Annotated in this window: 19 protein-coding genes; 10 read left to right on the forward strand and 9 right to left on the reverse strand. The window is 74.6% G+C overall.

The features are described 5' to 3' along the window. Positions 1-148: 148 nt before the first annotated feature. Together purE and ACWAT2_RS17115 are read right to left on the reverse strand one after the other, a co-directional pair. Positions 149-676 carry a 5-(carboxyamino)imidazole ribonucleotide mutase gene (gene purE, locus ACWAT2_RS17110; RefSeq protein ID WP_402377398.1) on the reverse strand — a complete coding sequence of 176 codons (528 nt, stop codon included), beginning with the start codon at positions 674-676 and terminating at the stop codon, positions 149-151. Continuing rightward, positions 676-1,899, reverse strand: a complete 1,224-nt coding sequence (locus tag ACWAT2_RS17115) for a 5-(carboxyamino)imidazole ribonucleotide synthase (protein ID WP_402377401.1) — start codon at positions 1,897-1,899, stop codon at positions 676-678. Before ACWAT2_RS17115 ends, purE begins: the two co-directional genes overlap by 1 nt. Positions 1,900-1,939: 40 nt before the next feature. Here ACWAT2_RS17115 and ACWAT2_RS17120 point away from each other — a divergent pair, with 40 nt between their 5' ends. Further along, positions 1,940-2,422, forward strand: coding sequence for a GtrA family protein (locus tag ACWAT2_RS17120; RefSeq protein WP_402377404.1), 483 nt, complete (start codon positions 1,940-1,942; stop codon positions 2,420-2,422). 113 nt (positions 2,423-2,535) lie between these two features. On the opposite strand, the gene ACWAT2_RS17125 is transcribed toward ACWAT2_RS17120, so the two are convergent. Both ACWAT2_RS17125 and ACWAT2_RS17130 read right to left on the reverse strand, forming a co-directional pair. Continuing rightward, a complete protein-coding gene (locus tag ACWAT2_RS17125; protein WP_402377406.1) occupies positions 2,536-3,882 on the reverse strand; it encodes a sensor histidine kinase in 1,347 nt (448 codons plus the stop codon). 6 nt (positions 3,883-3,888) lie between these two features. Next, a complete protein-coding gene (locus tag ACWAT2_RS17130; RefSeq protein ID WP_402377408.1) occupies positions 3,889-4,575 on the reverse strand; it encodes a response regulator transcription factor in 687 nt (228 codons plus the stop codon). Between the two features lie 143 nt (positions 4,576-4,718). On the opposite strand from ACWAT2_RS17130, the gene ACWAT2_RS17135 reads away from it, so the two are divergent. From ACWAT2_RS17135 to ACWAT2_RS17145, 3 genes are all read left to right on the forward strand, one after another. Continuing rightward, complete coding sequence (locus ACWAT2_RS17135) at positions 4,719-6,179, forward strand: sensor histidine kinase (protein ID WP_402377410.1); 1,461 nt, start codon at positions 4,719-4,721, stop codon at positions 6,177-6,179. Next, positions 6,176-6,847, forward strand: a complete 672-nt coding sequence (locus tag ACWAT2_RS17140; RefSeq protein ID WP_402377413.1) for a response regulator — start codon at positions 6,176-6,178, stop codon at positions 6,845-6,847. The genes ACWAT2_RS17135 and ACWAT2_RS17140 overlap by 4 nt, the downstream gene beginning before the upstream one ends. A 153-nt stretch (positions 6,848-7,000) precedes the next feature. Further along, positions 7,001-7,681 carry a hypothetical protein gene (locus ACWAT2_RS17145; protein ID WP_402377415.1) on the forward strand — a complete coding sequence of 227 codons (681 nt, stop codon included), beginning with the start codon at positions 7,001-7,003 and terminating at the stop codon, positions 7,679-7,681. Here the strand turns inward: ACWAT2_RS17145 and ACWAT2_RS17150 are convergent. The 3 genes from ACWAT2_RS17150 to ACWAT2_RS17160 form a co-directional block, all read right to left on the reverse strand. Further along, the gene (locus ACWAT2_RS17150) at positions 7,663-8,322 is read right to left on the reverse strand and encodes an ABC transporter ATP-binding protein (protein ID WP_402377417.1); all 660 of its coding nucleotides are present in this window, start codon (positions 8,320-8,322) and stop codon (positions 7,663-7,665) included. The genes ACWAT2_RS17145 and ACWAT2_RS17150 overlap by 19 nt on opposite strands. Before the next feature lie 56 nt (positions 8,323-8,378). After that, positions 8,379-10,442, reverse strand: coding sequence for a hypothetical protein (locus ACWAT2_RS17155; RefSeq protein ID WP_402377420.1), 2,064 nt, complete (start codon positions 10,440-10,442; stop codon positions 8,379-8,381). A gap of 88 nt (positions 10,443-10,530) precedes the next feature. Then, positions 10,531-10,827, reverse strand: a complete 297-nt coding sequence (locus ACWAT2_RS17160; RefSeq protein WP_402377422.1) for a lactococcin 972 family bacteriocin — start codon at positions 10,825-10,827, stop codon at positions 10,531-10,533. 234 nt (positions 10,828-11,061) lie between these two features. On the opposite strand from ACWAT2_RS17160, the gene ACWAT2_RS17165 reads away from it, so the two are divergent. The 4 genes from ACWAT2_RS17165 to ACWAT2_RS17180 all read left to right on the forward strand — a co-directional run bounded on the left by ACWAT2_RS17165 (position 11,062) and on the right by ACWAT2_RS17180 (position 19,395). Next, entirely contained in the window at positions 11,062-11,679 is a 618-nt protein-coding gene (locus ACWAT2_RS17165) for a hypothetical protein (protein WP_402377425.1), read from the forward strand. Between the two features lie 214 nt (positions 11,680-11,893). Continuing rightward, positions 11,894-12,712: an ABC transporter ATP-binding protein gene (locus ACWAT2_RS17170; RefSeq protein ID WP_402377428.1), complete on the forward strand. Its 819-nt coding sequence runs from the start codon at positions 11,894-11,896 to the stop codon at positions 12,710-12,712. Further along, entirely contained in the window at positions 12,712-15,330 is a 2,619-nt protein-coding gene (locus ACWAT2_RS17175; protein WP_402377430.1) for an ABC transporter permease, read from the forward strand. The genes ACWAT2_RS17170 and ACWAT2_RS17175 overlap by 1 nt, the downstream gene beginning before the upstream one ends. 78 nt (positions 15,331-15,408) lie before the next feature. Next, complete coding sequence (locus ACWAT2_RS17180) at positions 15,409-19,395, forward strand: FtsK/SpoIIIE domain-containing protein (RefSeq protein WP_402377433.1); 3,987 nt, start codon at positions 15,409-15,411, stop codon at positions 19,393-19,395. A gap of 35 nt (positions 19,396-19,430) precedes the next feature. On the opposite strand, the gene ACWAT2_RS17185 is transcribed toward ACWAT2_RS17180, so the two are convergent. Then, a complete protein-coding gene (locus tag ACWAT2_RS17185; protein WP_402377435.1) occupies positions 19,431-19,865 on the reverse strand; it encodes a hypothetical protein in 435 nt (144 codons plus the stop codon). A 228-nt stretch (positions 19,866-20,093) separates the two neighbouring features. Between ACWAT2_RS17185 and ACWAT2_RS17190 the strand changes: the two genes are divergently transcribed. Then, the gene (locus ACWAT2_RS17190; protein WP_106267737.1) at positions 20,094-20,342 is read left to right on the forward strand and encodes a WhiB family transcriptional regulator; all 249 of its coding nucleotides are present in this window, start codon (positions 20,094-20,096) and stop codon (positions 20,340-20,342) included. Between the two features lie 63 nt (positions 20,343-20,405). On the opposite strand, the gene ACWAT2_RS17195 is transcribed toward ACWAT2_RS17190, so the two are convergent. Beyond that, positions 20,406-21,881 (reverse strand): sensor histidine kinase, encoded by a 1,476-nt coding sequence (locus ACWAT2_RS17195; RefSeq protein WP_402377613.1) that lies wholly within the window; start codon positions 21,879-21,881, stop codon positions 20,406-20,408. A gap of 65 nt (positions 21,882-21,946) precedes the next feature. Here ACWAT2_RS17195 and ACWAT2_RS17200 point away from each other — a divergent pair, with 65 nt between their 5' ends. After that, a complete protein-coding gene (locus ACWAT2_RS17200) occupies positions 21,947-22,447 on the forward strand; it encodes a DUF2505 domain-containing protein (protein WP_402377438.1) in 501 nt (166 codons plus the stop codon). Positions 22,448-22,637 lie beyond the last annotated feature (190 nt).

The following is a 22,637-nucleotide window of genomic DNA, read 5'->3' on the forward strand; positions in this document are numbered from 1 at the left end:
CACCGAACCCGTCACCGTCACCGAAGCACGCGTCCGCCTCCACTGCGACGACCTGCACGGAGCCACCACCTGCTGACGGGCGACGGAACGCCACCATCCGACGCCGCACCCCCTCATCGGGGCCGGTACTACCTCGGCACGACCGGTACTACCTCGGCGTGGCGCGGCGGGTCTCGCGCAGCCGCTCGCCCTTGGCGTGCGCGACGTCGCGCAACTCGGCCTGGAACGCGACCATCCGTTCGCGCAGCGCGAGGGACTCCGCATCGGTGCCCGCACCGAGGATCTGCGCCGCGAGCAGGCCGGCGTTGCGGGCGCCCCCGATCGACACCGTGGCGACCGGGACTCCGGCCGGCATCTGCACGATCGACAGGAGCGAGTCCATCCCGTCCAGGTGCTTGAGCGGCACCGGCACGCCGATCACCGGCAGCGGCGTGACCGCGGCCAGCATGCCCGGCAGGTGCGCCGCTCCCCCGGCACCCGCCACGACCACCCGCAGGCCCCGGTCGGCGGCACCGCGACCGTACTCGATCATCTCGGTCGGCATCCGGTGCGCCGAGACCACGTCCACCTCGCTGGCCACGCCCAGCTCGTCCAGCGCCTCGGCCGCGGCCTGCATGACGGGCCAGTCGGAGTCCGACCCCATGACGATCCCGACGACGGGCTTGTTCTCGCTCATCAGTTCTCCTCGATCTCCTCGCCGCGCAGCAGGGCGGCCGCGGCGACCGCACGGCGGCGGACCTCGTCCAGGTCGTCGCCGCTGACGTTGACGTGTCCCAGCTTGCGGCCCGGGCGGATGTCCTTGCCGTACAGGTTGACGCGCGCCTCCGGGAACCGCGCGCCGAGCTCGGGCAGCGCGTCCGTGAGGCGCTCCAGGCTCGAGCCCAGGACGTTCGCCATGACGGTCCAGCGTGCGGTCGGCGCGGTCGCACCGAGCGGCAGGTCCAGCACCGCCCGGAGGTGCTGCTCGAACTGGCTCGTCGCGGCGCCGTCGATCGTCCAGTGCCCGGAGTTGTGCGGACGCATGGCGAGCTCGTTGACGAGCACCACCGGGCCGCCGTCACCGTCCGGCACCTCGAACATCTCCACCGCGAGGACGCCGGTCACGTCGAGCCCTTCGGCCACCTGGACGGCCACCTGGCGAGCCCGCTCGGCAAGCTGCAGGTCGAGGCGCGGAGCGGGCGCGATCACCTCGGCGCAGACGCCGTCCCGCTGGATCGACTCCACCACGGGCCATGTCCGCACCTCTCCCGACGGCCGGCGGGCGACGAGCACCACGAGCTCACGGCTGAACGGCACCTTGTCCTCGACGAGGAGCTCGGGGCCTCCCGCGGCGTGGGCGGCGATCCAGTCGTCCGCCTCCGCTGGTGCGGCGACCACGCGCACGCCCTTGCCGTCGTAGCCGCCCCGAGCGGTCTTCACCACGGCCTCACCGCCCGGTGCGCCGTCGAGGAAGACCCCGAGCGCGGACCGGGCGGCCTCCGGATCGGTGGGCAGCGCCGCCCAGCGCGGGCACGGCGCCCCGAGCTCGGTGAGCCGACGGCGCATCACGATCTTGTCCTGGGCCTGCACCAGGGCTCCAGGGCCCGGCCGCACCGGGGTGCCGCCGTCGACCAGGTCGGTCAGGAGGCTGTTCGGCACGTGCTCGTGCTCGAAGGTCAGCACGTCGGCCGCGGCCCGTCCGTCCGCGGGGGCCACGAGCGCGCGGATCGCCGCCTCGTCGGACGCGGCCCCGACCGGGGCGTCGACGACGACCTGCGCCGCCGCTGTCGCGGGGTCCTCGACGAGCACCCTCAGATGGACACCGAGCTCGGCGGCGGCCGGGGCCATCATGCGGGCGAGCTGGCCGCCACCGACGACGGCGACCACGGGTGGGACGGGGGCACTGGCGGGGGGCGTCACGTTGGTCGAGGATACCGGCCGGGCCGATAAGGTGGCCCGCATGTCTCGTGCCCCGGCAGCCGCACCCGCCCCGCAGCGGTGGCCGGCGCGCACGATGCTCGCACTGTGGGCGCGGCGCATCGAGCTGCTGCGGTTCGGTTCGGTGGGCGCGCTCGCGTTCGTGGTGGACCTCGCCGTGTTCAACCTGATGCTGCACGGGCCTGTCGACGTGCTCGCCCACAAGCCGATCACGGTGCGGATCATCGCGGCGGCGGTCGCGACTCTCGTGGCATGGGTCGGCAACCGGTACTGGACGTTCGCGGACCGCCGTACCCCGCGCCGCGGACGCGAGCTGCTGGAGTTCGCCGCGGTGAACGTCGGCGGGCTCGCCATCTCGGCCGGATGCCTGGCGGTGTCCCGGTACGTGCTCGGCCTCGACTCGGCACTGGCGGACAACGTCGCGGCGAACGGGGTCGGCCTCGTGCTGAGCACGATCTTCCGGTACGTCATGTATCGCACGGTGGTCTTCCGCGGCGTCGGCTGACCCCGAGCGTTGTGGGCGCGATTTCTGGGCCCACAACCGGCCGCAAACGGACAATACGGGCCAGAAATCGCGCCCACAACGATGAGGCAGGGCGGGGCGGGGCGGGGCGGGTCTCAGCCTTCGTTGTGGTGGAGCCAGCCGCGGCGGCGCCCGCGCGACGAGATCGTCGACCCGGGTGGGAGCACGACGCTCGGGTCGAGCGTGCGCGGCACCCCGGCGAGGAAGATGCGGAACACCGGCGGACGCCGCTGCGCCAGCTCGAGACGACCGCCGTCGGCGGCGACCAGGTCACGTGCCAGCGCCAGCCCGAGGCCGGTGCTGCCTCCCGTCGTCGTGCCGCGTTCGAAGATCCGCGGAGCGATGTCGTCCGCCACGCCGGGGCCCTCGTCCGAGACCTCGAGCGCCACCGCACCCTTCGGGCCGGACGGTTTCGAGCGCACCGCCGTGACGCCGTCGCCGTACTTCAAGGAGTTCTCCAGGAGCGTGGCGATCACCTGCGCCAGCGCACCGGGGGTCGCCAGGACCCGGTGCTCGTCCGGCACGTCGACCACGAGCACGCGTCCGGCGGTGCGGAACGTCTCCGCCCACTCCTCCTCCTGCTGGCGGACCACGTCAGCCAGGGCGACCGCCTCGGTGGTACCGCCCTGCGAGCGCCGGGACGTGGAGAGCAGGTCGTCGACCACGGTCACCAGCCGCTCCACCTGCTCGAGCGACACCCTGGCCTCCTCGACGACGGCCTCGTCGTCGCTGGTCAGCATGATCTCCTCGAGCCGCATGGTCAGGGCGGTCAGCGGCGTGCGCAGCTGGTGGGAGGCGTCCTGCGCGAACTGCCGCTCCGAGGCGAGCCGCCCGGCCAGCCGGTCGGCGCTGCGGGCCAGCTCGGCCGCCACCAGGTCGATCTCCTCCACGCCGGACGGTTCGAGGCTCGGACGCACCTGCCCGGAGCCGAGCTGTTCGGCCGACGCCGCGAGGTACACCAGAGGCGCGGAGAGCCGGTTCGCCTGCCACACGGCCATCGCCACGCCGGCCGCGATGGCGACGACGCCGGCGACCACCGCGAGCGCGACGGTCTGGGCGGCCTTGATGTAGGCGCCCCAGGCAGAGACCTCGATGGACACCGAGGCACGCTCGTCGGTGGTCTGCGCCGCCTTGAAGATGGTCGGTTCGCGCAGCACGTCGCCGAACTCGAGCAGCTCGCCGTCGGGCAGGCTGACGGTGACGCGTGCCGGGAGGTCTCCGGAGCGCCCCTCCGCTGCGCGCAGGAGCTGCTCCTCGCTGGGACTCTCACCCTGCGCCTGGGCGCGCTCGACGGTCCGGACGAACGTGTCCAACCGGTCCGAGACCCGGCGCTCCTCGTTCGCGACGACGTACTGTGCCCCGAAGAAGCCCAGCGGTACGCCGAGCAGGACCACTGCGACGGCGACCGCGGAGATCGTCGCCAGCAGGACGCGACGGCGCACCGGAGGTCAGGCCTGCTGACCGAGCTCGAACCGGAAGCCGAGCCCCCGGACGGTGGAGACGTAGCGCGGGGAGTTCGCGTCGTCGCCGAGCTTGCGCCGCAGCCACGACACGTGCATGTCGAGCGTCTTGGTGGACCCGACCGGGTCCGAGCCCCAGACGTCGCGCATGAGCGTGTCGCGCACGACGACGGAGCCCGCGTTGCCCACGAGCACCCGGAGCAGGTCGAACTCCTTGGTGGTCAGGTGCAGCTCACGCTCCCCCTGGAAGGCTCGGTGCGCGGCGACGTCGACACGGACGTCCTGCGCGCGCAGCTCCTCGTCCTCCGCGGCCTCGCCGTGGGTGCGGCGCAGCAGCGCCCGGACGCGTGCGAGCAGCTCGGCGAGCCGGAACGGCTTCGTCACGTAGTCGTCGGCACCGGCGTCCAGGCCCACCACGAGGTCGACCTCGTCGGCGCGGGCGGTCAGCACCAGGATCGGCGTGCTGAGCCCGCGACCACGGATCTCGCGGGCGACGTCGAGCCCGTCGATGTCCGGCAGACCGAGGTCCAGGACGACGATGTCCGCGTCCCCGGCGTTGTCGATCGCTCCTTGACCAGTTCCTTGCACGACGACGTCGTAACCCTCACGCGTGAGAGCCCGCGCCAAAGGCTCGGCAATCGCCGGGTCGTCCTCGGCCAGCAGTACGTGGGTCATTCCCTCATGCTAGCGGCAATATGCCTGGTCCTGGCACCTCGCGACACGGTGGTCCGATCATCCCCAGGGGCCATGCCGCACGGCGACCGGGTCCCACCACGGGCTGACGCGCGCAACCTCCTGACCTGCCTATGGTGTCGAGCATGGGCTGGTCAGCGCGGTTGAGCACGTGGTTCGAGCGCCACCGTTTCGCCGTGGACGCCACCGGCACGGTGTTCTTCGGCATCTTCGTCGCGGCCACCGCGACGACGCTCTCCGACACGCGCACCCAGTCCGGCTGGGTCGTCGCGTGGTCCCTGGCCACGGTCGCCCCGCTCGCGTGGCGACGCACCCGACCTGTCGCGTCGTCCGTCGCCGTCTACGCCGTGGCCCTCGCACACCTGCTCGCCGGCCACACCCTGCTCATCCCCGCGGACTTCGCCGTCCTCGCCGCGCTGTGGGCCGTCACCGTGTACGGCCCAGGCTGGGCGCACGTCACGGCCATCCTCTCGACCGTCGTGGGCTCGTTCCTCATCGGCCCCGTCGTCGCGGTGCAGGAACGCAGCACGGGCCAGCTCAGCCAGCTCGTCGGCCTGAGCCTGCTCTGCACCCTCCTGGGTCTCGCTGTGTGGGCGCTGGCGCTCGTGCGGCGCCAACGGCGCGTGACCCTGGACGCCCTGCGCGACCGCGCGGAGCGCCTCGAGCTCGAGCGCGACCAGCAGACCCGCATCGCCACCGCCGCCGAGCGCGCCCGGATCGCCCGCGAGATGCACGACATCGTGGCGCACTCCCTGTCCATCGTCGTGGCGCAGGCCGACGGCGGCCGGTACGTCGCCGCGAACGACCCCGCCGCCGCGGTGCGGTCCCTCGACGTCATCTCCGAGACCGGGCGGGCGGCCCTGGCCGACATGCGCCGCCTGCTCGGCGTCCTGCGGGACGACGACGGCCCCGAGCCCGAGGCTCCCTGGCAGGAAGACGGCGGTGGCACGACCGGCCACGGGACACGCCCGACAGCACGCGGGCGGGCACGGCGCGCGGACGGCGGCACGATGGCCGACGGCGCGGCCCGGGCGGGCGACGCCGCGGCAGGCGCGGTGCTACCCGGGCGAGGTGCGTCGTCGGGCTCCGCTCCCCTGGCGCCGCAGCCCGACGACGCGGACCTGACGACCCTCGTGGCGCAGGCGCGCGACGCCGGCACCCGCGTCTCGCTGGTACGCGTCGGTGTGGCGCGGCGTCTGCCGCCCGGCGCGGGACTGACGCTGCACCGGGTCACGCAGGAGGCGCTGAGCAACGTGCGCAAGCACGCCGGGCCCGACCCGCGCGTGACCGTCGTGCTGCGCTGGGAGGCCGAGTCCGTGGCGGTCGAGGTGGCCGACGACGGTCGTGGGGCGGCAGCCGGCGACGGCGAGGCCGGCTACGGGCTGCTCGGGATGCGCGAGCGCGCCGCGATGTTCGGCGGCTCGGTGACGGCCGGCCCGCGCCCCGGCGGCGGCTGGCGGGTACGGTTCACGATGCCGGTGCCCGCCGCCACTCCCCCGGCGGCCCCCGCGTCCACCGAGCCGCCCGCCGCGCCGGCCGGCTCCCCCGTGCGGCCGGCGCACCCCGAGAACCAGGAGCCCGCATGACCGACGCCGTGAAGGTCGCGCTCGTCGACGACCAGCAGCTCGTGCGCGCCGGCTTTCGGATGGTCATCGACTCCCAGCCCAACCTCACCGTGGCCGTCGAGGCCTCCGACGGCGCGCAGGCGCTGCGCCTCCTCGCCGACCACCGGGTCGACGTGGTGCTGATGGACGTGCGCATGCCCACGATGGACGGCCTCACCGCGACCGGGCGGCTGACGGCGCAGCCCGCGGCACCGCGCGTCGTCGTGCTGACCACCTTCGACCTCGACGAGTACGTGCTCGAGGCGATCCGGGCGGGCGCCTCCGGGTTCCTGCTCAAGGACGCCCCGCCGGAGGAGATGCTGGCCGCCATCCGCACCGTGCACCGCGGCGACGCCGTCATCGCGCCGTCGTCCACGCGCCGGCTCCTGGAGCACCTCGTCACCGCGCTGCCGACGACGGCGGCCGGCCCGGCGCACGAGGCCCTCGGCGAGCTCACCGAGCGCGAGCGCGAGGTGCTGGTCCTCATGGCGCGCGGACGGTCCAACACCGAGATCGCCGCCGACCTGTTCGTGGCCGAGGCCACGGTGAAGACGCACGTGGGCCGGGTCCTGGCCAAGCTCGGCGCCCGCGACCGGGTGCAGGCCGTGGTGACCGCCTATGAGACCGGGCTGGTGCGGCCCGGGTCCTGAGGGCCGGCCTCGGCCCTGCACAACCCGTAGATCCCGGGTTCGAGCACCGCGGCCTCGACCCGTCGTCGTCGGCGGTGACCTGCAAGGATGGACGACTGGACTGGCATGGTGGACGTCCGCCGAACCCAGCGAACCACGAGGAAGGAGCGCGCAGTGCCCGACGCCGCGCGCCCCTCCGTCGTCCTGACCGTGCGCACCGTCGGCGAGGGCACCACCGTCACCGTCGACGTGCCCGCCGACGTCCCCGTGGAGTTCGGGAGCTGCGACTCCGGGTGCTGCCCCGCGACGGACCTCGACGTCGACGGCGCCGCGGGTTCCATCGTCGCCGACGAGCGCACGTGGAGCATCGCCAACCTCAGCGCATCGGTCCCGCTGCGCGTGTGGAACCTGGAGCGCCCCATCGACCAGGTGCGGGTCGAGCCCGGCACCGTCCTCGCGCCGCCGTTCGACCTCGCCGGGATTGCGGGCGCCTCGGGTCACGTCCTCGACGTGTTCGGGCCCGACCAGCGGCCGGCCTGGTCCCCGCGGTGCTCCTCGGGCTGCGTGCCCGCATGGGGCCTCGACCCTGCGTCGCGGCGCCACGCGGTGATGGTGGCGCTCGTGTCCCCGCGCATGACGGGCGACGTCACCGCACCCCTGCCGACCACGCTCGAGATCGCCGAGATGCTCGACATCTCGCCCCGCACGGTCGAGGAGCACCTCGTCCAGCTCGCCCGGGTGCTGCGGCTGTCACCGGTGACCGCGCGGGGACCGGGATGGATCCGCGAGGCGCTGGCGCACCATGCGCTGGAGCGCCCCTACGTCGCTCCGCCCGGTCACGACCTGCCCTGGTGACCCGGGTTCGCGCCCACCTGCAGCTCCTCGGTGCACGCCTGCACGACGTGCTGGGAGTGGGTGGCGACGACGACGGCGGCCCCGTCCCGGGCGAAGTCCCGCAGCGAGTCCAGGACCATGTCGGCGTTGTCGCGGTCGAGGGCGCCCGTGGGCTCGTCCGCCAGGATCAGCGTCGGTGCCTTGACGAAGAGCCGAGCGAGCGCGACGCGTTGCTGCTCGCCGCCGGACATGCGGAAGACAGGCTCGTCCCCCCGGCCGCCGAGACCCACGCGGTCGAGAGCCTCGTCGTCGGTCAGGCCGTCCGCACCGCGCCGACCACGCACCCGGGCGACGTCCAGGTTGAACCGCACCGTCGCGTTCTCGACCAGCGCGTAGTTCTGGAACAGGTAGCCGAGCTTGTCGCGCCGGAACCGCCGCGCCGCACCGGCACCGAGCGCGGTCACGTTCCGGCCGTCCACCTCGATCACCCCGGAGGTCACGTCCTCGAGCAGTCCCAGGCAGTTGAGCAGCGTGGACTTGCCCGAGCCGGACGGTCCCGTCAGGGCGGTCATGCTCCCGGGACCGACCTCGAACGACCGGTCGGCGAACAGGATCCGCTCCCCGAACGCCTTGGTGACGTCCTTCGCGATGACTGTCGACACGTGTCTACCTTTCCTCTGGGCTGTGGGGACGGCGATCGGGGATGCGACCGGGGCCGCTACGTGTCCGCGGACCGGGTGCGCACGAGCCGGGCGGACGTGGACCGTGCGAGCGCTGCGACGAGCAACCAGCCGAGCACCGCACCCGCGGTCGCGATGCCCACGTACCACGCCGTCACGTCGGACCGCAGCGCGTCCGCCGTCCCCGGCGCGCCCGCCAGCGACGCGGCGCGGTCGACCGACCACAGCACCGCGAGCACCGCGAGCCCGAGCTCGACGACGAGGAGGCTCCGGGCCGCCCGCCAGAACCGCCACCCGCAGATGTGCCGGACGTAGATCTCCTGCGCGCGACGGCGGGCGTGGATCATCACGACCCCGACCGCGGTCGCCGCGACGACGCCGAGCACGCCCACGAACGCGACGACCGAGGTGCGCAGGTCGACGGCGACCTGCCGGGTCTGCTTGGCCGCCGCGGCCCCCGCCGGCAGCACACCGGCCACCTGGTCCCGGAGGTCCGCCGAGCCGGCGCGCTCGAGCGCGTCGTCCTGGTCCAGGAACAGCACCTCGCCGCCGGCCGTCATGTCACCGTAGGTCGAGTCCGACAGGGCCTCGAGCCCGGCCGGCAGGACGAGGAGCGCCGCGTCGTAGGCCCACGGGGACACGTTCGGGTTCCACCGGTCCCCGTAGGTGAAGAAGTCCTGGTCCGGGGCCAGCTCGCCCTCGGCGTGGCCCGGCGCCTCGGTACCCGCCATGCCGGCCCGGCCCGCCAACCACGCGGCGGTGCCGCTGCGCACGTCGTCGCCGCACCCGGGCGCCAGGAGCAGCGTCGGCTCACCACCGACGTCGCTCGCGCCGAGGCGGACGCCGCCGGCGGCCAGCACCTCGTGCTCGTCCAGGTAGCTCGGCGAGACGGCGAGCACCGGGCACGAGACGTCCGGGGCGAGGAACGGTCCCCGCGGGTCGCCGGGGACCATCTCGGTCGAGACGTCGGCGACGACGATCGCCGCGCCGTCGTCGACCGCCTCCCGCGCCATCGCCCCGACGCGGGAGAAGAGCTCCGGGTCGGCCTGCATGTCCGCCGTCCCGCTGATGAGCACGGAGGACGTGTCGGCCGCGTCCGCCCAGGCCTCGCGGGCTGCCGCCCGCTCCTCCACCACGAGGTACGCCTGGACGCCGGCGAACCCGACCACCGCCACGAGGACCACGGCGGGGACCCGCACCAGGTACATGGCCGCCATCGCCAGCCGGGACGGGAACTCGCCCTTGACCGCCGGCAAGATCGCCGACCGGGACAGCAGCGCGAGCGCCAGGGCATGGGTGACGAGGGCGACGGCGAGCAGCGCACCGACGCTCACCGCGGCGACCACGACGAACGCCCCGAACCGGGCGAAGCCGTTGTAGAGCCCCAGGCCGGCCACGGCGGCGACCGCGACGAGCCCGAGGGCCACACCCGCGCTGGCCGACACCTCACGCACGTCACGGAGCAGGATCTGACTGTACGACCGCCCCTGGAGACGCTGGACACCGTAGGCGGGGGCTCCCATGACCACGCCCGCGCCGACGAGGACGACGACGGCCAGCAGGGTCACCAGGGCCGCTCGGCCGAGTGGCCCGCCCGCGGTGTGCAGCGGCAGGTCCACGAGCCCCGGCACGGGCGCCACCACGCCCCCCATGCCGAGCTCCGACAGGGCTCCCAGCAACGCCTGCGCGTCCTCGCGCTCCCCCCACACCAGGTAGTACCCCCGCGGGTCGAGGTCGCCCACCTCCTCGTACGGGTGGAACCGGACGTCGGTGTACCGGCTGAACCCGGCGTACCCGTCGGCGAGGCGTCCGGCGACGGGACCGCCGTCGCCGCCGGGAACGGCGTAGAGGTGGGCCACGCTGTCGGGCGCGCGGACGTCGTCGACGAACCGTGCGACGTCGGCGCCGGTGCTGCGTGCCGTGGCCACGACCGCTGCTCGCGCGTCGGCAGCGGTGCCGTGCGTCATCGGCTCGTCCACCCGGACCTGGTACGGGGCGTCGGTCATCTGGAACTCGTCGAACGCGTGGAAGGACGTCAGCGCGAGGAGCGTCCCCAGCGCCACGCACAGGACGTAGGCGAGCTTGACGGACCGGTGAAGCATCGAGGGCGGTGTCCTTGGTGTTGTCGGGTGCTGGTGCGGCGAGCACGTGGGGCCGGGCGTCTGCGGCCCGGCCCCACGCGTCAGCCGACTAGCACGAGGTGCGCCAGTAGGCCTTGTCGACCGCGTACCAGCGGGACGGCGCGCTCGTCGTCGCCCAGTACCCGGCCGACCTGTTCTCCCGGTCCGTGTACGTCCCCACCGACGTCGCCCCGTGGCAGGTCGACCCGTGGTAGTAGTTCGACCACACGGTGCTGCTGTTCACGCCGTGGTTCCAGGTGCCTCCGCCGACGTAGTCGACCGCGGCGTGGGCAGCGGTCGCACCGCCGGCCACGAGGGCCGCGATCACGGCGCTGGTCGCGACGGGCTTGCGGATCTTCTCGAACATGTCTGCTCTCCTTGCGTCGGAGCATAGTGATGCTGGACAGGTTGCGGCGCCACAACGTGTCCAGCGTGCACGCGCCGACGAGGGACGGACATCGCTGCCTACGGGTTCTCTTCGATCCGTCTGTGTGGTATCGACCGAAGCCTGAACCGGCCGGTGGGCGCCCGTGCCCTGGTGAGACAGCACCTGTTCTCGTGCCTATCCTGTGGGATGCCTCGCTCCGGACCTGTTCGCGACGTGGCAGCGCCCCCCGCCTCCGAGACGCCCGAGTCCCGGTGGTCGCGGCGGTTCGCGTGGCCGGTGCTCGTCGCCGCGCTGGCCTCGGTCCCCGCGGTGTGGCTGACGCTCCTCGAGGAGCCCTACCAGTCCGTCGGCACCGTCGCGAGCCTGCTGACCGGCGCCGTCCTGCTCGGGGAGACCGTCGTGCTGTTCGCCGTCTCCCCGGACAAGCGCGGCTGGCTGTGGCAGCACCGCTGGCTGGTGGTCGTCACGGCCGCGATCGTGATCTCGGCCGTGCTGGCGATCGGGCCGGTCCAGCTGCTGCGGCTCGTGCGCGCCGTCGGTGCGCTGCGGCTGCTGCGCGCCCGGCACATCGTCCGGGCCGGCCGGCGGCTGATGGGCCGCGCGACGCTGGACAAGCGGTGGGAGCGGGTCCTGACCGCGGCGGTGGTCGCCGTCGTCGCCGCGTTCGTCGCGGTGGTGCTGGCCGATCCCACCTCCCGCAGCCGCGTGCTCCTCGAGGGCCTGCTGGGCGGGCCCGGCTACACCTGGGCGGTCGTCGTCGCCGGCCTGCTCCTCGCCGGCGCGGTGCTCGTGCTCGTGCGCGGCCGGGCCCGCGCCCCGGAGCGACCGTGATCTCGTTCCGCGAACGGCCCCGGTCCTGACGGCCTGACCAGCGGGGCGGCGCTCAGGGACCTCTCAGGGTGGGCGTCATACCTGGGTATGACCTGGGCGCCGCCACGACCAGCCCCCGGGCCGACGACGGCTCGCCGGCCGGTCCGTAGCGTCGGTGGTGTCATCGAGCTCCCGTCCCCGGGAGCCGCCGGAGCAAGACCCGTGGAGACATCTCGTGGACACCACCGTGTTCGTCCCCGTCACAGACACCGACACCCCTGACACCGGCCGGCTCGCCGTCCGGGCGCGCGGTCTGACCAAGACCTACGGCTCCGGCGAGGCGCAGGTGCGCGCTCTCGACGGCGTGGACGTCGACTTCGCCGAGGGGCGGTTCACCGCGATCATGGGGCCGTCCGGCTCCGGCAAGTCCACGCTGATGCACCTGCTGGCGGGGCTGGACAGCGCGACGTCCGGGCAGGCGTTCCTCGGCAGCACGGAGACCACCGGCCTCGGCGACAAGGCGCTCACCCGCCTGCGCCGGGACCGCGTGGGCTTCGTGTTCCAGCAGTTCAACCTGCTGCCGATGTTCACGGCGCGTGACAACATCACGCTGCCGCTCGAGCTCGCCGGGGCGAAGACGGACGGCGAGTGGTTCGACACGCTCGTGCGCACGCTCGGCCTCGAGCAGCGGCTCGAGCACCGTCCGAGCGAGCTCTCGGGCGGGCAGCAGCAGCGCGTCGCCATCGCCCGCGCCCTCATCGCCCAGCCGGAGGTCGTCTTCGCCGACGAACCGACGGGCAACCTGGACTCGCGTTCCGGCGCCGAGGTGCTCAGCTTCCTGCGCCGCTCCGTGCGCGAGCTGGGCCGCACCATCATCATGGTCACGCACGACCCGGCCGCCGCCGCGTACGCCGACCGCGTCGTCCTCATCGCCGACGGCCGCATCGCGGGCGAGATCAGCGACCCCACGCCCGAGGCCGTCCTCGCCGGCCTCGACGCCCTGCGGTCCCTCGAGGGTCCCGTGGCCGACGACGCCGCGCAGGCGGGTGCCTGATGCTGCGGATCACCCTGGCGCAGATGCGCCGCAGCTCCGGCCGGCTCGCGGCCGCCGGCATCGCGATCGTCATCGGCACGGCGTTCGTCGCCGCGACGCTGCTGGCCAGCGGTGTCATCACGCAGACCACGTACGACTCCATCGCCGCTCGGTACGCCGACGCCGACCTGGTGATCGGCGCGACGTCGGAGGAGCCGATCACGGAGGTCGCCGCTCTCGGCGAGGTCGACGGCGTGGACGCGGTCGCCCCGATGAGCAGCTCCTACGCGGAGCTCTCCGCCGGGTCGCGGTCGGTCTTCCAGAGCGTCATCCCCACCGCGGACGACCGGCTCATGCCGATGGAGACGACGGTCGGCTCGATGCCCACGGGGGCCGACGAGGTCGCGCTCCCCGCAGCCGTCGCCGAGCGGCTCGGCCTCGAGGCCGGGGACCGGGTCAACCTCACCCGTGACGTGCTCACCGAGGACGACACCTGGGAGCAGGTGACCGAGCGACCCGTCGTCGTCGGGATCCTCGACGACCCCTACGGGGCGTACTCCGAGACCGGCGGTGCCGCCGTCGTCGACGCCGACACCTTCGCGACCTGGATCGCCGAGGAGAACGGGACCGAGGTAGGTGCCACGGAGGTCGCCGTCGCGCTCGCTCCGGGAGCCGACGTCGCAGACGTCCAGGCCGCGCTGGCCACCGCGGTGGACGGCACGACGAGCATCGGCGACGCCCGATGGGTGGTGACCACCGACGAGCGGGCCGCCGACGTGGCCGCGACCCTGACCGGCGGCCAGGACCTGATGTTCCTGATCTTCGTCCTGACGTTCGCCGCGATCGCTCTGGTCGTGGCAGGACTGGTCATCGCCAACACGTTCCAGGTGCTGGTGGCCCAGCGCGCCCGCACCCTCGCCCTGCTGCGCTGCGTGGGTGCGGACAAGGGGCAGGTCGGCCGGGGCGTGCTCACCGAGGCCGGGATCCTCGGCGCGGTCGCGTCGGTGGCCGGGGTGCTGCTCGGCATCCTGCTCGGGCAGGGTGCCCTGTGGGTCGCCCAGGCGATGGACGTCCCCGTCCCGCTGCCCGACAGCATCTCGCTGACCTGGCAGGTCGTGGTGGTCCCGGTGCTCGTCGGCACTCTCGTGACGGTGGGTGCCGCGCTCGTGCCCGCACGGGTCGCGACGCGGGTCGCTCCGCTCGCGGCGCTGCGCCCCTCGGACGCTCCGTCCGCCTCGCGCCGGGCGGGCCGCGTGCGCCTGGTGCTCTCGCTGCTGGCCGCCGTGCTCGGCTTCGCGCTGCTCGGCCTGGGCGCGGCGCTCGGGACGGTGGCGCAGGAGCCCACGTCCGGCCTCCTGGCCGGGATCGCCGGCGGCGCGCTGTCGTTCGTCGGCGTGGCGGTCGGCGCCGTCTTCTGGTTGCCGAAGGTGACGGCGCTCGCCGGGCGGGCGGTCGGGGCGTCGGGCCCGACGGCCCGGCTCGCCGCGGCGAACACCCTGCGCAACCCGCGCCGCACCGCGACGACGAGCACCGCGCTGCTGATCGGCGTGACCCTGGTGGCGATGATGTCGACGGGCGCCGCCAGCGCCCGGACCTCGCTGACCGAGGCGCTCGACGAGCAGTTCCCGGTGGACGTCGTGGTGTCCAGCACGACGTACGACGAGGACGGCTCCCCGGCCGCGCTGTCGGAGAGCCTGCGTGCCGACGTCGCGGGCACGGCCGACGTGACGGCGGTCGCCGACCTCGCCGACGTGTCGCTGAGCACCCCGGAGATCGTCGTCGCCGGTGGTGACCTGGTCCCCGCCGACGGGCAGGACGACGGCGAGCAGTGGTCCGTCGAGGTCACGGCCCTCGACCCCGCCGCGGCGCGGGAGGTGCTCAACTCTCCCGCCCAGCTCGACGGCCTGGCGCCGGGCACCGTCCTGCTGGGCTACGACCAGGCAGAGCAGATGGGCCTCGCCGACGGCGACCGGCTGGCCCTCGCCGGTGCGGACGGCACGGCCACCTTCGACGTCATGGTCAACGAGGCGGTGCCGTTCACCAACTACCTCGCCGCCGACGACCTGCTCCAGGTGCAGGAGAGCTCGGTGATCACCGAGATGTACGTCGCCCTCGCGGACTCGGCGGACGCCACCGCGGCCGTCGGCACGATCCAGGACGTGGTCTCGGACTCCGGCGAGGCGGCCCAGGTGACGGGCATCGCGGTGCAGCGCGCCGAGTTCGACCAGGTGATCGACACGATGCTGGGCATCGTCCTCGGCCTGCTGGCCGTGGCCGTGGTCATCGCACTGATCGGCGTGGCGAACACCCTGTCGCTGTCGGTGATCGAGCGGCGCAAGGAGTCCGCGACCCTGCGTGCGATCGGCCTGTCGAAGGGCCAGCTGCGGGGCATGCTGGCGATCGAGGGCCTGCTCATCGCGGGCGTCGGTGCGGTGCTCGGCATCGCGCTGGGCCTCGTGTACGGCTGGTCGGGCTCTGCGGCGGCGCTGGGGATCATGGGTGACGTCACCCTCTCGGTCCCCTGGCTCGACGTGACGCTGGTGCTGGTGATCGCCCTGGTGGCCGGCCTGGTCGCCTCGGTGGCCCCGGCCCGGACGGCGCTCAAGGCCTCCCCGGTGGAGGCGCTCGCGGCGGAGTAGCGGACGACGATGCCGGGGCCGTCCACAGGCTGTGGACGGCGCCGGCGGGCGCGTGCCCGACGGCGGCACGCTGGCCTCATGTCCGTCCGCCTCACGCTGCACCCCGGCGAGGACGTCGAGCTGCCCGACGGCGCCCGGCTCGGCGACCTGCGCGCACCCCTGGCCCGGCTCGTCCGCCGCCCCGAGCTGTCGCACGCCCCCCTGGTGGCCGACGGCACACCGGTGGGCGACGACGCCGTCGTCGGGCACCGTCCGCTGCTGCCCGGCGCGACCCTGCGCGTCGCGGCCACGGGACCGGCACCACCGTCCGCTCCCGACGTCGCGGCGCTGCGCAGCCCGTGGCTCGTCACCCCGACGACAGGCCCGGAAGCCGGCGAGACCATCCCGCTCACGACCAGGCGTCCCGTCGTCGTCGGCCGGGGCGCGCGGACCGTGACCGTGCGCGCCGACGCCCGCGCCAGGGTCCGTGCCGCCCGGCGCCGGCCGCGCGGTGCACGCCTCCGGGCAGGCTCCCCGCCCGCCGCGCTGCTGCGCACGGACGGCGGCCGCGAGCGTCGCCGACGGCTCGGCGGTCTGCCGCGCCGCTGGCGTCCCGGCACCCTCCTCGAGGTGGCCGGCACCCGGTACGAGCTGCTCCGCTCCGGCGAGGTCTCCGGCTGGCTCGCCCCGGCAGCGCCGGAGCGCTCCACCACGCTGCCCGTCAACCCGGCGATGCTGCTCACCGGGCTCGTCCCCGTCCTCGGCTCGATCACCTTGGCGGTGATGCTCCGCCAGCCGCTGTACGCGCTGTTCTCGCTGGTCGCCGTCGTCGCTCTGGCCCCCCAGGTGGTGGCCGCCGTCCGGCGGCGGCGCGCGCAGGACCAGCTCCCGCCGCCCGGCACGGCCCCCGCCGGCACCGCCCCGGGTCGCACGGCCGCGCGGGTGGTGGCCTGCCACCAGGCCTCTGACGTCGCGTGGCGCCGTGCCCTCGACACCCTGGCCGCGCGGGCGCGCAGCGGCGCCCACCAGGACCCCGCACCGGCCGGCCGCACACCCGCCGACCTGCTGCCCGACGGCGCGCTGGCGGTGCGCGGCCCGACCGACGCCGCCCGCGCCGTCGCCCGCGCCGTCGTCGTCGACCTCGCCGCGGCCGGAGTCGCCGTCCAGGTGACCGGCCAGGGGCACGGTGCCTGGTCCTGGTGCCGCTGGCTCAGCGACGACCGCCCCGCAGGCGGCGCCGGGGAGGAGGGCGCGGCCGCCCGCCTGCTCGTGGTGGACACCCCGGACGAGGATGCTCTCCGCGTCGCGGACGAGGCGGTGCGCCGGGGAGACCTCGTCGTGCTGTGCCTGCCGAGCGAGCCGGGCGGCCGCGAGGTCCCCGCACCCTCCTGGTGCCGGGCGTCGCTCCGGCTGTCCCCGGACGGACGGGTCCATCGGACGGCACCGGACGGCACCGACACCGCCGGTCCGGGCGTCGGGGTCACCACGGCCTGGGCCGAGCGCACGGCCCGCCGCCTGGCGGGCCTGCACGGTCTGCGTCGCACGCCGGCCGACCTCGACGCCGCTGCGCGTGCCGCGACGGCCGTGCTGCCGACGTCGGACCCCGGAGCTGCCGACGTGATCGACCCCGGCCTGCCCGGCGTCGTGCCGCTGGCCGACCTGCTCGACGGTGTGGACCCCGCCCGGCGCTGGGCCGACGCCGCCGGGTGGCAGGTGCCCCTCGGCGTCGACGCCACCGGCACCCCGGTCACGCTCGACCTCGTCGCCGACGGCCCCCACCTGCTCGTCGCCGGGACGACGGGCTCCGGGAAGTCCGAGCTGCTGCAGTCGCTCGTCCTCGGGCTGGCACTGAGCCGATCCCCCGCCGACCTCGCACTGGCACTGGTGGACTTCAAGGGCGGCGCCTCGTTCGGTCGCTGCGCCGACCTGCCCCACGTCGTCGGGCAGGTCACCGACCTGGAACCCGGGCTGGCCGGCCGGGCACTCGCCGGGCTGCGCGCCGAGCTGCACCGCCGGGAGCGGGTCCTGGCCGAGCGTCGGGCGGCCTCGCTCGACGACGCCCCGCCCGGCACCCTGCCCCGGCTCGTGGTGGTCATCGACGAGTTCCGCGCCCTCGCCGACGACCTGCCGGACTTCCTGCCGGGGTTGCTCCGCATCGCCGCCCAGGGCCGGTCGTTGGGGGTCCACCTCGTGCTCGCCACGCAGCGTCCCTCGGGAGCGGTCAGCACCGACGTGCGCGCGAACGTCTCGGCACGCGTCGCGCTGCGGGTCGTGGACGCCGCCGACTCCCACGACGTCGTCGACCACGCCGCGGCCGCCCGCATCCCCGTCGGTGTCCCGGGACGTGCGGTGCTCCGCGTGGGCGCCGCCCCGCCGGTCGCCCTGCAGTGCGCGCACGCGGGCACCCTGCCCGCCGACGGCGGCCCGGACGTGCGCCGGGCGCCCACCTGGCAGCGGCCCGCCCCGGCCGGTGCCGCGGACCGGCCGGTGCCCGCCGTCGGACCGGCGCGCGAGGAGGGACCGCGGCCGCCCGGGGGGCCCGGGCCGGTCGACGCCGCCGTGGACGTCGCCCGCCGCACCGCCGCACGGCTCGGGCACCGTCCCGGACCTGCCCCCTGGCTGCCCGCCCTGCCGTCCCGCGTCGGCGCGGCCGACCTCCACGACGTCACACCGACGGACGACGGACCGGAGGCGCTCCCGCTGGCGCTCGCCGACGACCCGGACGCCCAGCGGCGCCTCCTCGTCCACTGGCTCCCCCGGGCCGGGCACCTCGCCGTCCTGGGGCCCACCCGGTCCGGCCGCACCACGACCCTCGTGTCCCTCGCCGCCGCGGCGCTGGCTCGCGGCTGGCACGTGCACGTGCTCGCACCGCCCGCCGCGGCGCAGGCCTTCGCCGGTCTGGCGGGGCACCCCGGCCTCGGCACGCTCACCGGTCCCGACGACCCCCGCCGTGCACGCCGGATCCTGCGGCTGCTGGACCGCCCGCCCACGACGGACGGCAGCGGGCCCCGCACCCTCGTCGTCGTCGACGGCGTGGAGGAGCTCCGGGCAGTCCTCGCGGGGCCCGGCGCCTGGGACCCCCTGGTGACGGCCCTCGCCGCCGGGCACGCGTCGTTCGCCCTCACCGCCGACACCGCGTCGGTCGGCGGCGTGGCGGCGCGCGTCGGCCCGCGGCTCGTGCTGCTGGGGACGGACCAGCACTCCGACGTGATGCTCGGGGCGCCGTCAGCGCTCGCCGGACACGGCGGGCCACCGGGCCGCGCGGCCTGGCTGCCGTCGGGTGAGCCCTTCGTCTGCCAGATCCTGATGCCGGACGACGTCGAGGGCCGTGGCCGCCTCGACCCGGCGGACGGGCCGCGACCGAACCGGGTCCGGCCGCTGCCGGTACGGCTCACATGGGCAGACCTCGCTCGGGCCGTCGACGAGTCGCCCCCGCTCCCGACGGCCTCTCGACGACGCGAGGTCGTGATCGGGGTCGGGGGCGACGCCGCAGCCCCGCTCGCGCTGGACGTGGGACGCGGGGCCCTGGTGGTCGGTCCACGCGGTACGGGCAGGTCGACGGTGCTGCGGACCGTCGTCCGCGGGCTGGCGGCGGACGGCAGGCTCGCCGCCGTCGTCTCCCGCGACGACGCGCTGCGCGCCGAGGCCTGCGAGCACCGGATCGCCCCGTCCCCGGCAGCGGTCCGGCGGCTGGTCGAGGAGCTGGCGTCGGCGGCCGGGCCTTCGGGCGACACCGCGGCCGACGGCGCCGACGACGGTGTCCCGACCGTCGTGGTCGACGATCTCGACGCGCTCGCCCAGGGCTGCCCCGTGGAGGTCGAGCGCCTCGGCGCGCTGGTCGAGGAAGGTGGGCTGGTCCTCGTGGCGTCGGCCACCACCCAGGGCGTCCTGATGGCGCACCGGGGCCCGTTGGCGGAGCTGCGCGCACGGCGGACCGGTGTGGTGCTGGCCCCGGGCGGGCGGGACGCGGACGAGGTGTTCGGCACACCGCTCGGCGACGTCGCCGAGCCGGGACCCGCCCGGCCAGGACGCGGAGCGCTGGTGGACGGCGGGACCGCTGCTCCGCTGCAGGCCGCCGGGGCATGACCCCGGCGCGCGGTGTCGGCCGGGGCGGTGTCTGGTCAGCCGGCGGTGTGCTCGAGCACCGGTCGCGTCATGAGACCGAGCAGGGCACCGGCGGCCAGGACGAGGAGAACGATGCCGCCCACGACCGCAGCCGGTGAGCCGCCGGTGAGCAGGGAGGCACCGATGATCCCCTGGAAGATCTGCCAGCCGGCGATCGGGGAACGTCCCCGCCGGTGTCCACGCCACAGCGCGCGGCCGGAGCCGACGAGGAGCCAGGCCAGACCGAGGAAGAACACCACGATGAAGACGCTGACGCCGGTGCTCCCGGAGCGGCCCCCCACCAGCTCGACGACGACCGCCGCGGCGAAGACCGCCATGGCCACCGCCTCGATCCCGACCGCCACCAGGACCGCGACCAGGACGCCGCCGGGTCGCGTGCGCGGTGGCGGGACCGGGCCGGGATCAGGGGAAGGAGCAGCAGGACCGGGCATGACACGTCAGGATACGGCCCCGGGGAAAGTTTGTGCAGTGTGATGAAACCCTCAGGGTTCACGGAACAGAAATCTGGCCGTCACCCCTTGTGCCCACCTTCACGAGGTGTGATTCTGGACAGAGATCCCGAACCCCCTGAACGATCCGGACCCGGAGACGGCTGCCCCTCGGCATGTCCAGACGGCTGCGCGCCCTCCTGGGAACGATCATCGACCTGAGGAGATGACATGGACTGGCGCCACAAGGCAGCCTGCCTCGACGAGGACCCCGAGCTCTTCTTCCCCATCGGCAACACCGGCCCGGCCCTCATGCAGATCGAGGAGGCCAAGGCCGTCTGCCGTCGCTGCGACGTCGTCGACAACTGCCTCAAGTGGGCCATGGAGTCCGGCCAGGACGCCGGCGTCTGGGGCGGCATGAGCGAGGACGAGCGCCGCGCCCTCAAGCGCCGCACCGCTCGGGCCCGTCGCGCCGGCTGACGCCACCGAGTACGCACGCAGATGGGCTCCCCCGCTGATGAGCGGGGGAGCCCTTCTGCGTGCTCAGCGCTGCGCGTCGCCCCGCAGCTGCACCTGCAGCACCACCTGGGTCCCGCCGCCCTCGCGCGGGAGCCAGTCGATGGTGCCGCGCAGCTCGTTGACCACGAGCGTCTTGACGATCTGCGACCCGAGCCCGCTGCGCGACGCCCGGCCGAGCTCGTCGATGCCGTCGCGCATCCCAACGCCGTCGTCCGCCACGACGACGCGCAGCGACGAGTCCTCCCGCTCGACGTCGATCGAGACCGTCCCGGACTCCTGGCCGGGGAACCCGTGCTCGACGGCGTTGGTCACGAGCTCGGTGAGCACGAGGGCGAGCGGCGTGGCGTCCTGGGCCGGCACGAGCCCGAACGAGCCGCTCTGCCGGGTGCTGATCTGCGCGCGCGTGGAGGCGACGTCCGCCGCGAGACGCAGCGCACGCTTGAGCATGTCGTCGAGCTCGACGCTCTCGTCGAGCGTCTGGGACAGGGACTCGTGCACCAGCGAGATGGTGGCGACGCGCCGCATCGCCTCCTCCAGCGCCGCCCGCGCCTCGGGAACCTCCATGCGCCGGGCCTGCAGACGCAGGAGCGCCGCCACCGTCGCCAGGTTGTTCTTCACGCGGTGGTGGATCTCGCGGATCGTCGCGTCCTTGGTCATCAGCTCGCGTTCGCGGCGACGCAGCTCGGACACGTCGCGGCACAGCAGGACGGCGCCGATGCGCTGACCGCGGTCGGTCAGCGGCAGCGCCCGCAACGACAGCGCCGCCCGGCCCGCCTCGATGTCGGTGCGCCACGGCGCCCGGCCCATGACGACGAGCGGCAGCGACTCGTCGACGGTGCTCTGCTGCTCGGCGATCCCGGCGGTGACCTCGACGAGCGACTGGCCGACCAACGGCCCGATGACCCCGAGCCGGTGGAAGCAGGACAGCGCGTTCGGGCTGGCGTACAGGACCTCGCCCTCGGAGTTGAGCCGGATCAGGCCGTCGCCGACGCGCGGGGCGCCGCGGCGCGGACCGGTCGCCGCGTTGAGCGACGGGTACTCCCCCCGGCCGATCATCGCCAGCAGGTCGTCCGCGGACTCGATGTAGTTGAGCTCCAGGCGGCTGGGCGTGCGACCGGAGCCGAGGTTCGTCTGCCGGGCGACGACGGCGACGGCGCGGCCGTCGTGCACCACGGGCACTGCTTCCTCACGCACCGCGTACGCGCCGAACCAGCGCGGCTCGCGCGAGCGCTGGGCGCGCCCCTCGCTCATCGCGGCGGTGAGCTGCGGGCGCTGCCCCTCGGGGGCGAACGACCCGACGACGTCGTCGTAGTGGACGGTGGCACCGGTGCTGGGACGGCACTGCGCGACGGCGACGAAGCGGCCGTCCGCCGTCGGCAGCCACAGGACGAGGTCGGCGAAGGCGAGGTCGGAGACGATCTGCCAGTCACCGACCAGCAGGTGGAGCCACTCGAGGTCCCCCTCGGCCAGCTCGGCGTGCTCGGCGATCAGATCACTCATGGCGGACACGCCCACCAGCGTACGGGGCACTACCCGTCGTGGAGCACGCCGGTAGGGTGGGCAGCGTGCACCTGACCGTGGAGCAGACCTACCCGGCGGACGTGTCCGTCGTGGCCGCCATGCTCAGCGACGCGGAGTTCGTGCGGTGGCGCGGCCGACGGCAGGACGCCGGCGCCGCCTCCCAGGTCGACGTCAGCGGGGACCCGGCCTCCGGGTTCACGGTGTCCCTGCGACGCACCCTGCCCACCGACCTCATCCCGGGTCAGGTCCGCCAGCTCGTCGGTGACCACCTCGAGGTGCGGCAGGCGGAGGCGTGGGAGCCGGCGCGCGAGGGCCGCCACGTCGGCACGGTCGCGGTCGAGATCGCCGGCGCCCCGGTGCGGATGACGGGATCGCTCCGGCTCGAGCCGACGGCCGACGGCGGCACCCGCCAGGTGTACGACGGTGAGGTCAGGGCGGGCATACCGCTGTTCGCGGCGACCGTCGAGGAGGCGGCCGCCGGGGCCGTCCGGCGCACGCTCGAGGCCGAGGAACGAGCCGGGCGGGAGTGGCTGACGCGGTCCTGACCCGCACCGCGTGCTCACCGCCGTCGGCAGACACTCGTCCACGCTGTCACGGTTTGGTCACGGGAGCGCTTCCACCACCGCTCTGACCTGCACAGATACGAAATCTCGACATCACCTTCCAGCATCGGTGGCTGCGAGGGCTTGACGGAACACGCTCGCAACGGAAGCATCATCCCCGGTCGTGGAAGCG

Source organism: Isoptericola sp. GX10416 (assembly GCF_056590155.1).

Bases quoted from the DNA above. Each gene is read 5' to 3' on its own strand.
- purE (WP_402377398.1), bottom strand. From the start codon at position 676: ATGAGCGAGAACAAGCCCGTCGTCGGGATCGTCATGGGGTCGGACTCC.
- ACWAT2_RS17120 (WP_402377404.1), top strand. From the start codon at position 1,940: ATGTCTCGTGCCCCGGCAGCCGCACCCGCCCCGCAGCGGTGGCCGGCG.
- ACWAT2_RS17130 (WP_402377408.1), bottom strand. From the start codon at position 4,575: ATGACCCACGTACTGCTGGCCGAGGACGACCCGGCGATTGCCGAGCCT.
- ACWAT2_RS17135 (WP_402377410.1), top strand. From the start codon at position 4,719: ATGGGCTGGTCAGCGCGGTTGAGCACGTGGTTCGAGCGCCACCGTTTC.
- ACWAT2_RS17140 (WP_402377413.1), top strand. From the start codon at position 6,176: ATGACCGACGCCGTGAAGGTCGCGCTCGTCGACGACCAGCAGCTCGTG.
- ACWAT2_RS17155 (WP_402377420.1), bottom strand. From the start codon at position 10,442: ATGCTTCACCGGTCCGTCAAGCTCGCCTACGTCCTGTGCGTGGCGCTG.
- ACWAT2_RS17160 (WP_402377422.1), bottom strand. From the start codon at position 10,827: ATGTTCGAGAAGATCCGCAAGCCCGTCGCGACCAGCGCCGTGATCGCG.
- ACWAT2_RS17175 (WP_402377430.1), top strand. From the start codon at position 12,712: ATGCTGCGGATCACCCTGGCGCAGATGCGCCGCAGCTCCGGCCGGCTC.
- ACWAT2_RS17180 (WP_402377433.1), top strand. From the start codon at position 15,409: ATGTCCGTCCGCCTCACGCTGCACCCCGGCGAGGACGTCGAGCTGCCC.
- ACWAT2_RS17185 (WP_402377435.1), bottom strand. From the start codon at position 19,865: ATGCCCGGTCCTGCTGCTCCTTCCCCTGATCCCGGCCCGGTCCCGCCA.
- ACWAT2_RS17190 (WP_106267737.1), top strand. From the start codon at position 20,094: ATGGACTGGCGCCACAAGGCAGCCTGCCTCGACGAGGACCCCGAGCTC.
- ACWAT2_RS17195 (WP_402377613.1), bottom strand. From the start codon at position 21,881: ATGAGTGATCTGATCGCCGAGCACGCCGAGCTGGCCGAGGGGGACCTC.